Source organism: Streptomyces sp. NPDC127092, assembly GCF_042722475.1.
Classification (GTDB): Bacteria; Actinomycetota; Actinomycetes; order Streptomycetales; family Streptomycetaceae; genus Streptomyces.
Map to the genome: position 1 here is coordinate 108,938 of NZ_JBHXFE010000019.1, position 13,248 is coordinate 122,185.

Below are 13,248 nucleotides of genomic sequence, written 5' to 3' on the forward strand. Positions count from 1 at the left end.
CGAGAGGACAGTGATGAGCAAGCTGGCAGCGTTCGGCGGTACCGCGGCCGTGCCGAGGGACCGGCGCCACGTGGACTGGCCGCTGGTCGAGGACGAGGACCGCAAGGCCGTCCTCGACGCGCTCGACGGCGCGAGGCTGGTGTCGAACTCGGACGGCGCGAACCCGGTCTCCACGCTCGAGGAGCGCTGGGCACGGCACTTCGGCCACGAGCACTGCGTCGCGGTGTCCACCGGCACCGCCGCGCTCTCCCTCGCGCTGGCCGCGCTGGGCGTGGGACCGGGCGACGAGGTGATCGTCCCCGCGATGAGCTTCATCGCCACCGGGCTCGCGCCGGTGCACCAGATGGCCGTTCCGGTGTTCGCCGACATCGACCCGGTCACGTTCAACATCGACCCGGACGACATCGAGCGCCGCATCACCGACCGGACCAGGGCGATCGTCCCGGTGCACCTGCACGGCGCCCCCGCCGACATGGACCGGATCACCGACATCGCCCGCCGGCACGGCCTCGCCGTGGTCGAGGACGCCGCGCAGGCGCCCGGTGCCACCCACCGCGGGCGGCCGGTCGGCTCGATCGGCGACGCGGGCGCGTTCAGCCTCCAGGCCACGAAGAACATCCCCACCTGCGGCGAGGGCGGACTGCTCGTGACCGGCGACGCCGGTCTCGCCGAAGCCGTACGCAAGGGCAGGCAGTTCGGCGAGGTGATCGAGGCCGGCCGCGACCGCGACTACATCTCGTACGGCCTCGGCTGGAACCACAAGATGAACGCCCTCCAGGCCGCGTTCACCGACGCCCAGCTCGCCCGGTTCGACGACTACGAGAACATGAGGCAGCGCAACGTCACCGAGTTCCTCGGCCGGCTCGCGCAGCTGCCCGGCCTGCGCGTGCCGACCGCGCTCCCGGACACCACCCACGCCTGGCACATCCTGCGGTTCCGCTTCGACCCGGCCGCGTTCGGCCTCGACGGGGTACGGCCCGAGGCGCTGCGCTCGGCGCTGCGCCGGCTGCTGCGCGCCGAGGGCGTGCCGATGTCGCAGTACCAGCTCATGCCGCTGCCCGACCAGAAGGTGTTCGTCGACCGGGTCGGCTTCGGCTCCGGCTACCCGTGGACGGTGACCGGCGCGCCGGCACCGGTGAAGGGCGAGGGCTACCCGGTGGCCCGGGCGGTCATCGCCGACTCGCTGACCCTGCAGAAGCGTCACCTCCATCCCGGCTCCGGCGAGCTGCTCCGCCTCTACGCGGACGCCTTCGAGAAGGTGTGGGCCAACCGCGACATGGTGGCGACCCTCGCGGCGGCCCGGTCGTGACCGCCACCCGGACTCCGACGCGGGAGTCGCTGGAGACGGTCGCCGCACGCATCCGCGCGCACGTCGTCGACATGTGCGCGGGGCCGGAGGGCGGGCACCTGGGCGGTGCGTTCTCCGCCACCGAGGTGCTCACCGCCCTGTACTTCTCGGTGATGAACGTGGACCCGGAGCGGCCGGACGACCCGGACCGCGACCGCTTCCTGCTGAGCAAGGGCCACGCCGCCGTCGCCCTGTACGCGACGCTGGCCGAGCGGGGCTTCCTGCCGGTCGGGGAACTCGCCACGTACGGGCGGCCGGGGAGCCGGCTGATGGGCCATCCGGTGCGCGCGGTGCCCGGCGTCGAGCTGCCGACCGGCTCGCTCGGCCACGGTCTCGCGCTGGCCTGCGGCTTCGCGCTCGCCCACCGGTACGCGGGCCGTGACGCGCGCAGCTTCGTGCTGCTCGGCGACGGCGAGCTCCAGGAGGGCTCGGTGTGGGAGGCGGCCATCGCGGCCGCGTCACTGCGCCTGGACCGGCTGGTCGCCGTGGTGGACCGCAACGGGCTGCAGCTGACCGGCTCCACCGAGCGGATCGCCCCGATGGAACCGCTGGCCGACCGCTGGCGCGCCTTCGGCTGGTCGGTGCGCGAGGTGGACGGCCACGACGCGGACCAGCTGGCGGAGCACCTGTCCGCCGGGCCGTGGGAACCGGGCAAGCCGAGCGTGCTCATCGCCCGCACGGTCAAGGGCCAGGGGCTGCCGTTCCTCGCCGGACGGGCGGCCAGTCATTACGTGACGCTGTCCCCGCGCAACCACGCGCGGGCGACGGCCGCGCTACGAAAGACCTCGGAGGCCGAAGGATGAGCCGCGCGACCCGAGAGGCCTACCGGGACTCCCTCCTCTCCCTGCTCGGCCCGAACCCCGGACTGATCTGCCTGGACAGCGACACCGGTCTGTTCAGCGCGGACCACGCGGCGGCGGCCGGCGAGCAGTACCTCAACCTCGGCATCGCCGAGCACAACCTCATGGGCATCGCCGCGGGCATGGCGGCGTGCGGGCGGATGCCGTTCGTCAACACGATGGCCGCCTTCGCGACGTCCCGCGCCCTGGAAGCGATCAAGATCGACATCGCCTACAACCGGCTGCCGGTGCGCGTCATGGCCACCCACGGCGGTCTCGCCGCGGGTCACCTCGGCCCGACCCACCAGGCACTCGAGGACCTGGCCGTGATGCGGACGCTGCCGGGCATGACCGTGGTCGTGCCCGCCGACGCCGCCGCCACGGAGGCGTTCGTCGAGCAGAGTCTGGACCTGGCGGGACCGCTCTACGTCCGGCTCGGCCGCAAGCCGTCACCCGCGCTGCCGGACACGGCCCCTCCCCCGGTCATCGGCAGGGCGCAGACGCTGCGCCGGGGCGGCGACGTGGTCCTCGCGTGCTGCGGTCCGTACCCGGTGCTCGCCTGCCTCGACGCCGCGGACACCCTCGCCGGGCTCGGCATCGAGGCCACCGTCCTGAACCTGCACACGCTGCGGCCGTTCGACACGGAGGCGCTCGTGGCGGCGGCCGGACCGGCCAGTCTCGTCGTGACGCTCGAGGAGCACTGGCGCGGCGGCGGCCTCGGCGGCGCGGTGGCCGAGGCGCTGGCGGAGGAAGCACCCACGCGCGTGCTGCGGCTGGGCATGCCCGACCGGTTCGTCGACGAGGTCGGCAACCAGGAACACCTCGTCGCGCACTACGACCTCACCGCGGAGCGGGTCGTCAGGACGGTCCGCACCGCGCTCGACAGGACGGCCCCCGGCCCCACGGCCCTGGCCGGCACCCCCCACTGAGCCACCACCACCGAGGCACCACCGAGGAACCACCGACCCGAAGGGACACCACCGATGACGACCACAACGACCCAGGCCTGCCCCGAGTGCGAGGACGAGGTGCAGCTCAGCGCGTCCGTGCGGCTCAACGAGATCGTCGAGTGCGCCGGCTGCCGCAGCGAGTTGGAGATCGTGGCGCTGAGCCCCGCGGTCCTCGCCCTCGCGCCCGAGGTCGAAGAGGACTGGGGCGAGTGACCGTGCGAGGACGGACGACACCCACCGGCGGCCCGGCGCTCACCAGCGGCCCGGCGCCCACCGGTCGCCCGGCGCCCACCGGACGTACGGCGCTCACCGGGCGTACGACGTGATCCGCGTCGCGGTCGTCGGCGCGGCCGGCTACATCGGCGGGGAACTGCTGCGCCTGCTCATCGGCCATCCCGAGGTCGAGGTGGCGCACGCGGTGTCCTCCCGGTTCCCCGGCAGGCGCGTCGACGGCGTGCACCCGAACCTGCGGTCCGCCACCGACCTGACGTTCTGCACGGCGGACGAGGTGGAGGAGTGCGACGTGGTCTTCCTCGCCACGCCGCACCGCGCCGCCATGACCCAGATGGAACGCTGGACGGGACAGGCCAAGCAGGTCTTCGACCTCACCGGGGACTTCCGGCTCGACGACCCCGAGGTCTTCCGGCGCTACTACGGCACCGAGCACGCCGCGCCGCACCTCCTGGGCGACTTCGTGCCCGGGATCCCCGAGCTGTACCGGGACCGGCTGCGCACCGCCGACCTGGTCAGCGTGCCGGGCTGCATGGCGGTGGCGGGCGTGCTCGCGCTGCACCCGCTCGCGGCGGAGGGCCTGGTCGAGCCGGAGGCGCAGTTCGACGCCCGCACCGGTTCGAGCGGTTCCGGCGCCACCGCGGGCGAGGCGAACCTCCATGCCGAACGCAGCGGCGCCATGCGGGTGTTCGCCCCGACCGGGCACCGGCACGAGGCCGAGATCTCCCGGCACCTGGGCATCTCGGCCGCGATGACGGCGACCGGGGTCGAGGCCGTGCGCGGCGTGCAGACCGTCTGCCACGCCACGCTGCGCCCCGGCGCGGACAGGTCCGCGGTGCGCAGGGCGTTCCGCGAGCACTACCGGGACGAGCCGTTCGTCCGGGTCGTGGCGCACCAGCGCGGCACGTTCCGCTACCCGGAGCCGAAGATCCTGCTCGGGTCGAACTTCTGCGACGTCGGCTTCGCCGTCGACGAGGAGGCCGGCCGGCTGGTGACCATCGCCGCACTGGACAACCTCATGAAGGGCGGCGCGGGCAACGCGGTCCAGTGCCTGAACATCCGCATGGGCTGGCCGGAGAACCTCGGCCTGTCCTTCCCCGGCCTGCATCCCGTCTGAGCCCCGGCGACTGGAGACACTGTGACCACCAGACCGCTGACCGTCGTCAAGTGCGGCGGCAACCCGGCCGTCGACGCCGCGGGCATCTGCGCCGACGTCGCCGCGCTCGTCCGGGCCGGGGAATCCGTTCTCCTGGTGCACGGGGGCTCGGCGGAGATCGCCCGGCTGGCCGGGAAGCTCGGTGTGCCGCAGCGCCGGCTGGTCGCCCCGGACAACGTGTCCACCAGGTACACCGACCCGGCGACCCTCGAAGTGGTCGTCCTCGCCCTGGCCGGTTCGGTCAAGCCGAAGATGGTCGCCGAGCTGTCCCGGCTCGGCGTGCCCTCGGTCGGCCTCACCGGCCTGGACGGCGGCATGCTGCGCGCCCGCCGCAAGGCCGCCGTCCGGTCCGTCGTGGACGGCAGGACGACCCTGGTCCGGGACAACCTCAGCGGCCGGCTGCGCGAGGTCCGCACCGAACTGCCGCGGACGCTGCTGCGGTCCGGCTTCGTACCGGTGGTGTCGCCGCCCGCGATGGACGAGCACGGCCAGCCGGTGAACGTCGACGCCGACCGCGTCGCGGCGGCCCTGGCGGCGGCGCTCGGCGCCGACCGGCTGGTGCTGCTGACCGGCGCGCCGGGCGTGCTGGCCGATCCCGACGACGACACCAGCGTGCTGAGCAGCTTCGAGGTGCCGGCGAGCGGCGCGCCCGGCCGGTTCGCCGGCGGTGGCATGGCGCTCAAACTCGTCGCCGCGCGGGAGGCGCTGGCCGGCGGCGTCGGGTCGGTACGCATCGCGGACGGGCGGGTGCCCGACCCCGTCAGCCGGGCACTGGCCGGATCCGGCACCACGGTAACCATGACGTGCGCGGAGCCGGCCACCGCCGGGCCGCGCGAGAGGGAGCTCCGAACATGAGCGAACCGAACGGCGAACCGGCCGTGTGGCAGGGCGGCACGGTCTGGCTGACCGGACTGCCCAGCGCGGGCAAGACCACGCTGGCGCGGGGCCTGGCCGACCGGCTGCGCGCCGAAGGACACCGCGTCCAGGTGCTCGACGGCGACGAGGTCCGCGCGGCGCTGTCCGCGGAACTGGGCTTCTCCAAGGAGGACCGGGACACCAACGTGCGACGGATCGGCTACGTGGCCGGGCTGCTCGCCGCGCACGGCGTCACCGTCCTCGTACCCGTCATCGCCCCGTACGCGGTCTCCCGCGCGGCGGTGCGGGAACGGCACGCGGCGCTGGGCGTCCCGTACGTCGAGGTGCACGTGGCGACCCCGGTGGAGCTGTGCGCCGACCGCGACGTGAAGGGTCTCTACGCCCGGCAGGCGGCCGGCGAACTCCAGGGCCTCACCGGCGTGGACGACCCCTACGAGGCGCCCGTCGACCCCGATCTGCGGCTCGCCACCGAGGACCGTACGGTCGAGGAGTCCGTCCGGCTGCTGCGTGCGCTGCTCACCGCACGCGGGCTGTCGTGACCGCCGTGGCGCGGGCCGCGCTCGACGACGCGCCCGGACGCGTCGGCCCGCCGACCGGCCCCGCGGTGCCGCCGCTGTCGCACCTGGAGATGCTGGAGACCGAGGCGGCGCACGTCTTCCGCGAGGTGGCCGGCGAGTTCGACCGGGCGACGCTGCTGTTCTCCGGCGGCAAGGACTCGATCCTCATGCTGCACGTGGCGCTCAAGGCCTTCGCCCCCGCGCCGCTGCCGTTCTCGCTGCTGCACGTGGACACCGGGCACAACTTCCCCGAGGTGATCGCCTACCGGGACCGGATCGTCGAGAAGCACGGCCTGCGGCTGGAGGTCGCGTCCGTGCAGGCGTACATCGACGACGGCAGGCTCCGGGAGCGTCCCGACGGCACCCGCAACCCGCTGCAGACGGTGCCGCTGCTCGACGCCATCCGCGACGGCCGCTACGGCGCCGTGTTCGGCGGCGGCCGACGCGACGAGGAGAAGGCGCGCGCCAAGGAACGGGTGTTCAGCCTGCGCGACGAGTTCGGCGCCTGGGACCCGCGCCGGCAGCGGCCGGAACTGTGGCAGCTGTACAACGGCCGCCACGAGCCGGGCGAGCACGTCCGCGTGTTCCCGCTGTCCAACTGGACCGAGCTGGACGTGTGGCAGTACATCGAGCACGAGGGCATCGACCTGCCCGAGATCTACTTCGCGCACCGGCGCGAGGTGTTCCGGCGCGACGGGATGTGGCTGACGGCCGGCGACTGGGGCGGCCCCCGGGCCGACGAACCCGTGACCGAGCGGCAGATCCGCTACCGCACGGTCGGCGACATGTCCTGCACCGGCGCGGTCGACTCCTCAGCCTCGACCGTGGAGGCGGTGATCGCCGAGATCGCGGCGAGCCGCGTCACCGAGCGCGGCGCGAGCCGGGCCGACGACCGGCTGTCCGAGGCCGCCATGGAGGACCGCAAGCGAGAAGGGTACTTCTAGACATGTCAACGGACCTTGCGGAGGCGGAAGTCCGCTCCGGCGCGTCCCGGCGGCCCTCGGGCGGCCTGCTGCGCCTGGCCACCTGCGGGTCGGTCGACGACGGCAAGTCCACGCTGGTCGGACGGCTCCTGTACGACACCAAGTCCGTGCTCGCCGACCAGATGGAGGCCGTCGAGGAGGCGTCCCGGCGGCGCGGGCAGGACGGCCCCGACCTGGCGCTGCTCACCGACGGCCTCCGGTCCGAGCGCGAGCAGGGCATCACGATCGACGTGGCCTACCGCTACTTCGCGACGGCCCGGCGGCGGTTCATCCTCGCCGACACACCGGGGCACGTGCAGTACACGCGCAACATGGTGACCGGCGCCTCCACCGCGGACCTGGCGGTGATCCTGGTCGACGCGCGCAAGGGCGTCGTGGACCAGACGATGCGGCACTGCGCGATCACGGCCCTGCTGCGGGTGCCGCACGTCGTGCTCGCGGTCAACAAGATGGACGCCGTCGGCTACGAGGAGTCCGTCTTCACCGCCATCGCGCAGGAGTTCACCGCGCGGGCCCGGGAGCTGGGCATCGCCGACGTCGTCGCCATCCCGATGTCGGCGCTGGCCGGCGACAACGTGGTGGAACCGTCGGCCAGGATGGACTGGTACGGCGGCGACACGCTGCTGTCCCACCTGGAGAACGTGACGGTCGGGGCGGACCCGGCCGGGATGCCGCTGCGCCTGCCCGTGCAGTACGTGATCCGGCAGCCCTCCGGCGACCGGCAGGCGGTGGAGCGCTGGCCGGCCGGGCAGCTGGCGTCCGGCCGGCTCGCGGTCGGCGACCGCGTCCTCGTCCAGCCGGGCGGGGCGGCCAGCACGGTCGTCGGCCTCAGCGTGCTCGGCCGGATGACCGACCTCGCGTGGGCGCCGCAGTCGGTCGCGGTCCGGCTCGCCGACGACATCGACGTCGCCCGGGGCGACCTGCTCACCGCCGGCCCCGCTCCCTCGCCCGTACGGCGCTTCGGCGCCACCGTGTGCCACCTCGACCAGCGCCCGCTGCGCCCGGGGCAGCGCGTGCTGCTCAAGCACACCACCCGGACCGTGCCGGCCGTGGTCGAGCAGATCACGTACCGCATGGACGTCACCGTCGCCGGCCGGCTGCCGTGCGAGGACGGGCTGTCCGCCAACGACATCGGCGGGGTGCGGATCCGCACCGCCGAGCCGCTCGCCCTCGACGGCTACGCCGACAACCGGCGCACCGGCTCGTTCCTGCTCATCGACCCGCAGGACGGGGCGACCCTCAGCGCCGGCATGGTCGACGCGGAGGCGGAGGACCCGTCGCCCGAGGACCCGTCGCCCCGATGACCCACCGCGCCAGTGTTCCACCGCACCAGTGATCAACCGCCGAAAGGGTGAACCACGCCATGAGTACGACCCCGGACGCCACTTCCCCTCAGGAACACGTCGCCTTGGCCGAACGCTGGGGCGCGCACAACTACCACCCGCTGCCCGTGGTGCTCAGCCATGGGGAGGGCGCCTGGGTGACCGGTCTCGACGGCCGCCGTCACCTCGACTTCGTCGCCGGGTACTCCGCGCTCAACTTCGGCCACCGGCACCCCGCGATCGTCGCCGCGGCCAAGGCGCAGCTCGACCGCCTGACGCTGACCGGCCGGTCGTTCCACAACGACCAGTTCGGCCTCTTCTGCCGTGAACTGGCCGAGCTGACCGGCACCGAGACGGTACTGCCCGCCAACACCGGCGCCGAGGCGGTCGAGTCGGCCGTGAAGGTGGCCAGGAAGTGGGCCTACCAGGTCAAGGGCGTACCGGACGGCACCGCCGAGATCGTGGTCGCGGGAGCGAACTTCCACGGCCGCACCACGACGATGGTCTCGCTGTCCACCGACGCGGTCGCCCGCAAGGAGTTCGGCCCGTTCACGCCCGGCTTCCGGGTCGTGCCGTACGGCGACGTCGACGCGCTGCGCTCGGCAATCACCGACCACACGGCGGCCGTCCTCCTGGAGCCCGTCCAGGGCGAGGCGGGCGTGGTCGTCCCGCCGAAGGGCTATCTCGCCGAGGTCCGTCAGCTGTGCGACGACACCGCCACGCTGTTCGTCGCCGACGAGGTGCAGTGCGGTCTCGCCCGTACCGGCGCGACCCTGGCGCTCGACCACGAGGGCGTCCGCGCGGACCTCTACACCCTGGGCAAGTCCCTGGGCGGCGGCCTGCTTCCGGTGTCCGCGGTGATCGGCCGGGCCGACGTCCTGGGCGTGCTCAAGCCGGGCGAACACGGCTCCACCTTCGGCGGCAACCCGCTGGCGGCGGCGGTCGGCCGCGCCGTGGTGAAGCTGCTCGCGACCGGTGAGTTCCAGGAGCGGTCCCGCGAGCTCGGCGCGTACCTGCACGCGCGGCTGGGCGAGCTGGACGGCGTCGCCGAGGTCAACGGGCGCGGCCTGTGGGCCGGAGTGGAGATCGCGGAGGGCCGGCCGAGCGGACGGCCGGTGTCGGAGGCGCTGCTCGAGCGCGGTCTGCTGGTGAAGGAGAACAGGTCGCACCTCCGGATCGCGCCGCCGCTGGTGATCACCCGCGAGGAGATCGACTTCGGCGTCGACGCCATCGCGGAGGTGCTCGGCTGACGTCTCGTCAGCCGGGTTGCGCCGTAGGGCGGTCACCCGGCCCGGTGAGGCTTACCGTGATAGCGTTGCGACCGGTGATCCTTTACCACGAGGACCAGCATTCCCTCTGACCAATTGGCAGGGACGACCCGTCGGCCGGACCACCGTCGGGGATCCCGCGCCGAACGTCCCACCGTCTCGACCGCACGTGGACGGACACGAGGCCGCTGATCCTCCGTGCGGCGCACCGCGCGGAGGTGCCGAACTGATCCTTCCAGCGCCGTGACGCCATTTCCGACTCCCGGCGATCCCGCGGGTCGGCACGCGAGAGAAGGAGCCGCATTGTCCATCGATGTCGAACCCACCGGACGGCCTCGCGTCCTGGTCGTCGGCGGCAAGCCGAAGCTTGTGCGCAAGGCCCGCGAGCTCGGCCTCGACGTGGTGCACGCCCAGTACCCCGACGCGTACGACCGTGTCCACTGGCCGCATGTCGACCAGGCGCTGCTGCTCGACTACGGCGACATGGACCGCTTCCTGCCGCTGGCCCGGGCGTTACACGAGGTGTACCCGTTCCAGTCGGCCGTGGCCCTGTTCGAGCTGGGGCTGCTGCCGGCGGCGCGGATCAACGAGGAGCTCGGCCTGAACGGCGAGTCCGTCGAGACGGTGGAACTGCTCCTGGACAAGTGGCGGATGCGGCAGCGGCTCGCCGAGAAGGGCATCAGCCCGATGGCCTCGGCGATCGGCCGGTCCGCCCAGGACGTGCGGGACTTCGTCAAGGCCCACGGGCTCCCGATCATCGTCAAGCCGGTCCGCGAGTCGGGCAGCGTGGGCGTGTTCCGCGTGGACGACGAGGCCGGCGTGGAGGCCGTCGCCGGGCGCTACCGGTCGCTCGACGACGAACAGTGGGCCGTCGGGGACCTGTTCAGCGCCGACTCCTTCGACGAGTTCCTGATGGAGGAGTACCTGGACGGCCCCGAGATCAGCGTCGAGACGCTGAGCTTCGACGGCCGGCACGTGGTCTGCGCCATCACCGACAAGGCGGCGTTCGGCGGTGGCTCCGGCTTCGTCGAGCTCGGGCTCTCGCAGCCCAGCCGCCACCCCGAGGAGACGCTGGACGAGGTCAGGCGGCTCGTGGCGGACTTCCTCGACGCCGTCGGACTGCGCAACGGCCCCGGCCACACCGAGATCCGGCTGACCTCGCGCGGCCCGCGGATCATCGAGTCGCACAACCGCATCGGCGGCTACGGGGTCAACGAGATGGTCGAGACCGCCTACGGCGTCGACATGGAGCGCTACACCCTGGGCGTCAGGTTCGGCCTGGTGGAGCCGCTGGCCTCGGCGCCGGAGCCGCTGGGCGGCGTGGCCCTCCAGGCCCTGACGCCGGAGCCCGGCCGGGTCGTGGAGGTGAACGGCGTCGACGCCGTGCGCGCGGACCCGGCGTTCGTCGACCTCCACGTGAAGGTGAAGCCCGGCGACGTGGTGAACCCCCTCACCTGGAACGAGGACATCGGCGGCTACGTCATCGCGCGCGGCGCCGACGCCACCGAGGCGATCGCCCACAGCAAGCGCCTCGCCGCGGCGATCCACGTGCGCACCGAGCCCGTCGCGTGAGCACCGCACCGCCGGACAAGTCGCGCGTCGAGGAGCCGCGGTTCCGCGACGCGTTACGCACCCTGCCGGCCCGGGTGTGGATCATCAGTCTCGGCATCCTGGTCAACCAGGTCGGCAACTTCCTGCCCGTGTTCATCGTGCTCTACCTGACCGAGCGCGGCTATTCCGCCGGAGCCGCGGGCCTCGTCCTGGGCGTGTCCGGTCTGGGCAAGGTCCTCGGCAACGCCGTCGGCGGCTACCTCGCCGACCGGCTCGGCCGGCGCTGGACCATCGTGCTCTCCGCGGTGACCACGGCCGCCCTCACGGCGGTCGTGCCGTACCTCGCGGCCCTGCCGGTCATCATCGTCGTGGTCGGCCTCATCGGCGTCACCTCGCAGATCTACCGGCCGGCGGCGGCCGCGGTGCTGATCGACGCGGTGTCGAGCAACCAGGAACGGCTCGCGGCCTTCGGGGTGTTCCGCTTCGCGATGAACGTCGGCTCCGCCCTGGGCGGCGTCATCGGCGGTGTCCTCGCCGCCACCTCGTACGTCGAGCTGTTCCTGGGCAACGCCGTCGCGTGCCTGCTGTTCGGCGTGGTCATGGCGCTGCTGCTGCGGGACGGGCCCCGGTCCGCGGCGGACGGGAAGGACGCGGAGGCGAAGGCGGACCGGGCGGCCGGCTACCGGCAGGCGCTCGCCGACCGCGCCCTGGTGCGATTCCTGGTGATGATCCTGGTGGCCGAGTTCGTCTACATCCAGTCGAGCGTCGCCCTGCCGCTGCACGTCAACGACGTCGGTCTGAGCGAGCGCGACTTCGGTCTCCTCATCGGCCTCAACGGTCTGCTGGTGCTGGCCCTCGAACTGCCCATCACGGGCTGGGTCTCCCGATACCGGCTCGAGTACGTGCTGGCCTTCGGCAACCTGGTCATCGGCGTCGGGCTCGCCCTGACCGGGTTCATGGACAGCATGCTCCTGCTGGCCGCGACGGTGGTGCTGTGGTCGCTGGGCGAGATGATCTCCACCTCCGTCTCGCAGGCCTACCTGGGAAGCATGGCCCCGCCGCACCTGGTCGGCCGCTACCAGGGCCTGTACGGAGTCGCGTACACGATCGGCACGGGCGCGGGACCGCTCGTCGGCGGCGCCCTGTACGCCTTCAGCCCGTGGGGGCTGTGGGCCCTGGTCGGCCTGGCCGGGCTGCTGGCCGCACAGCTCTGCCTGCCGCGCCGCGGTGCGGCACCGGCGGTGAAGGAAGCGGATTCCTGATGTTCCCGAACGGATGGACAGGAGAGAACTCGTGAGTGACTTTGCAGGACTCGTCGCGATCGTGACCGGCGGTGCGTCGGGGATCGGCCTGGCCACGGCGAAACTGCTGACCGGCAGGGGCGCCCAGGTCGCCGCGCTCGACCTCAAGCCCGAGGGGCTGCCCGACGGCATCCTCGGCATAGCGGCCGACGTCACCGACGACGCCCAGGTCAGGGCCGCCGTCGACGAGGTGGTCGAGCGCTTCGGCAGGCTGGACGTGGTGGTGAACAACGCCGGCATCAGCGCGGTCGGCGACGTCACCGTGAACAGCGACGAGGAGTGGCTGCGCGTCCTCGACGTCAACGTGGTCGGCATGGTGCGGGTCGCCCGGCACGCGGTGCCACACCTGCGGCGCTCGCCGGCCGCGGCGATCGTCAACACCTGTTCGATCGTCGCGTGGGCCGGCGTGGAGCAGCGGGTGCTGTACTCGGCCAGCAAGGGCGCGGTGCACGCGCTGACGCTGGCGATGGCGGCGGACCACGTCCGCGAGGGCATCCGGGTCAACTGCGTCGCTCCCGGCACGGCGGACACGCCGTGGGTGGACCGGCTGATCGACCGCATGCCCGACCCCGACGCGGCCCGGGCGGCGCTCAACGAGTTCCAGCCGATGGGGCGCGTGGTGACGGCCGACGAGGTGGCGAACGCGATCGCGTACCTGGCCAGTCCGCTGTCGGGGTCCACGGTGGGCACGGTGCTGTCCGTGGACAGCGGCATGCACGGCCTGCGGCTGCGGCCGCCGACCGACAAGGGCGGCAAGTACTGAAGGAACGATGCGGCGGGGTTCCCCGTTGCGCGCCCCCGGGGACCCCCCACACCCCTTCCTTCCCCCCCGCCCCCCCCACCCCCACAAACCCCCCCCACCACAA

At 73.0% G+C, this 13,248-nt stretch carries 13 protein-coding genes; all 13 read left to right on the forward strand.

Annotated elements, in window-relative coordinates; translation table 11 throughout:
* Window positions 1-13 precede the first annotated feature (13 nt).
* The 13 genes from ACFWJO_RS17965 to ACFWJO_RS18025 all read left to right on the forward strand — a co-directional run bounded on the left by ACFWJO_RS17965 (window position 14) and on the right by ACFWJO_RS18025 (window position 13,145).
* Window positions 14-1,309: a DegT/DnrJ/EryC1/StrS family aminotransferase gene (locus tag ACFWJO_RS17965; RefSeq protein WP_386866140.1), complete on the forward strand. Its 1,296-nt coding sequence runs from the start codon at window positions 14-16 to the stop codon at window positions 1,307-1,309.
* The gene (locus ACFWJO_RS17970) at window positions 1,306-2,151 is read left to right on the forward strand and encodes a transketolase (RefSeq protein ID WP_386866142.1); all 846 of its coding nucleotides are present in this window, start codon (window positions 1,306-1,308) and stop codon (window positions 2,149-2,151) included. The genes ACFWJO_RS17965 and ACFWJO_RS17970 overlap by 4 nt, the downstream gene beginning before the upstream one ends.
* On the forward strand, window positions 2,148-3,116 hold the full coding sequence (locus tag ACFWJO_RS17975; RefSeq protein ID WP_386866144.1) for a transketolase family protein: 969 nt from the start codon (window positions 2,148-2,150) through the stop codon (window positions 3,114-3,116). Before ACFWJO_RS17970 ends, ACFWJO_RS17975 begins: the two co-directional genes overlap by 4 nt.
* Window positions 3,117-3,170: 54 nt before the next feature.
* Window positions 3,171-3,350: a lysine biosynthesis protein LysW gene (lysW, locus tag ACFWJO_RS17980; RefSeq protein ID WP_384411245.1), complete on the forward strand. Its 180-nt coding sequence runs from the start codon at window positions 3,171-3,173 to the stop codon at window positions 3,348-3,350.
* Between the two features lie 109 nt (window positions 3,351-3,459).
* Window positions 3,460-4,485, forward strand: coding sequence for an N-acetyl-gamma-glutamyl-phosphate reductase (argC, locus tag ACFWJO_RS17985; protein WP_386866146.1), 1,026 nt, complete (start codon window positions 3,460-3,462; stop codon window positions 4,483-4,485).
* Between the two features lie 21 nt (window positions 4,486-4,506).
* Entirely contained in the window at window positions 4,507-5,379 is an 873-nt protein-coding gene (locus ACFWJO_RS17990; RefSeq protein WP_386866148.1) for a [LysW]-aminoadipate kinase, read from the forward strand.
* Window positions 5,376-5,939: an adenylyl-sulfate kinase gene (cysC, locus tag ACFWJO_RS17995; RefSeq protein WP_386866150.1), complete on the forward strand. Its 564-nt coding sequence runs from the start codon at window positions 5,376-5,378 to the stop codon at window positions 5,937-5,939. The genes ACFWJO_RS17990 and cysC overlap by 4 nt, the downstream gene beginning before the upstream one ends.
* Before the next feature lie 89 nt (window positions 5,940-6,028).
* Complete coding sequence (gene cysD, locus ACFWJO_RS18000; protein ID WP_386866203.1) at window positions 6,029-6,901, forward strand: sulfate adenylyltransferase subunit CysD; 873 nt, start codon at window positions 6,029-6,031, stop codon at window positions 6,899-6,901.
* Window positions 6,902-6,903: 2 nt separating this feature from the next.
* Window positions 6,904-8,244 (forward strand): sulfate adenylyltransferase subunit 1, encoded by a 1,341-nt coding sequence (locus tag ACFWJO_RS18005; protein ID WP_386866152.1) that lies wholly within the window; start codon window positions 6,904-6,906, stop codon window positions 8,242-8,244.
* Window positions 8,245-8,303: 59 nt separating this feature from the next.
* The gene (gene rocD / locus ACFWJO_RS18010; protein WP_386866153.1) at window positions 8,304-9,512 is read left to right on the forward strand and encodes an ornithine--oxo-acid transaminase; all 1,209 of its coding nucleotides are present in this window, start codon (window positions 8,304-8,306) and stop codon (window positions 9,510-9,512) included.
* Window positions 9,513-9,833: 321 nt separating this feature from the next.
* Window positions 9,834-11,102, forward strand: a complete 1,269-nt coding sequence (locus ACFWJO_RS18015; RefSeq protein WP_386866155.1) for an ATP-grasp domain-containing protein — start codon at window positions 9,834-9,836, stop codon at window positions 11,100-11,102.
* Window positions 11,099-12,343, forward strand: a complete 1,245-nt coding sequence (locus ACFWJO_RS18020) for an MFS transporter (RefSeq protein ID WP_386866156.1) — start codon at window positions 11,099-11,101, stop codon at window positions 12,341-12,343. Before ACFWJO_RS18015 ends, ACFWJO_RS18020 begins: the two co-directional genes overlap by 4 nt.
* A gap of 31 nt (window positions 12,344-12,374) precedes the next feature.
* Window positions 12,375-13,145: an SDR family NAD(P)-dependent oxidoreductase gene (locus ACFWJO_RS18025; protein ID WP_386866158.1), complete on the forward strand. Its 771-nt coding sequence runs from the start codon at window positions 12,375-12,377 to the stop codon at window positions 13,143-13,145.
* The last annotated feature ends 103 nt before the right edge of the window (window positions 13,146-13,248 follow it).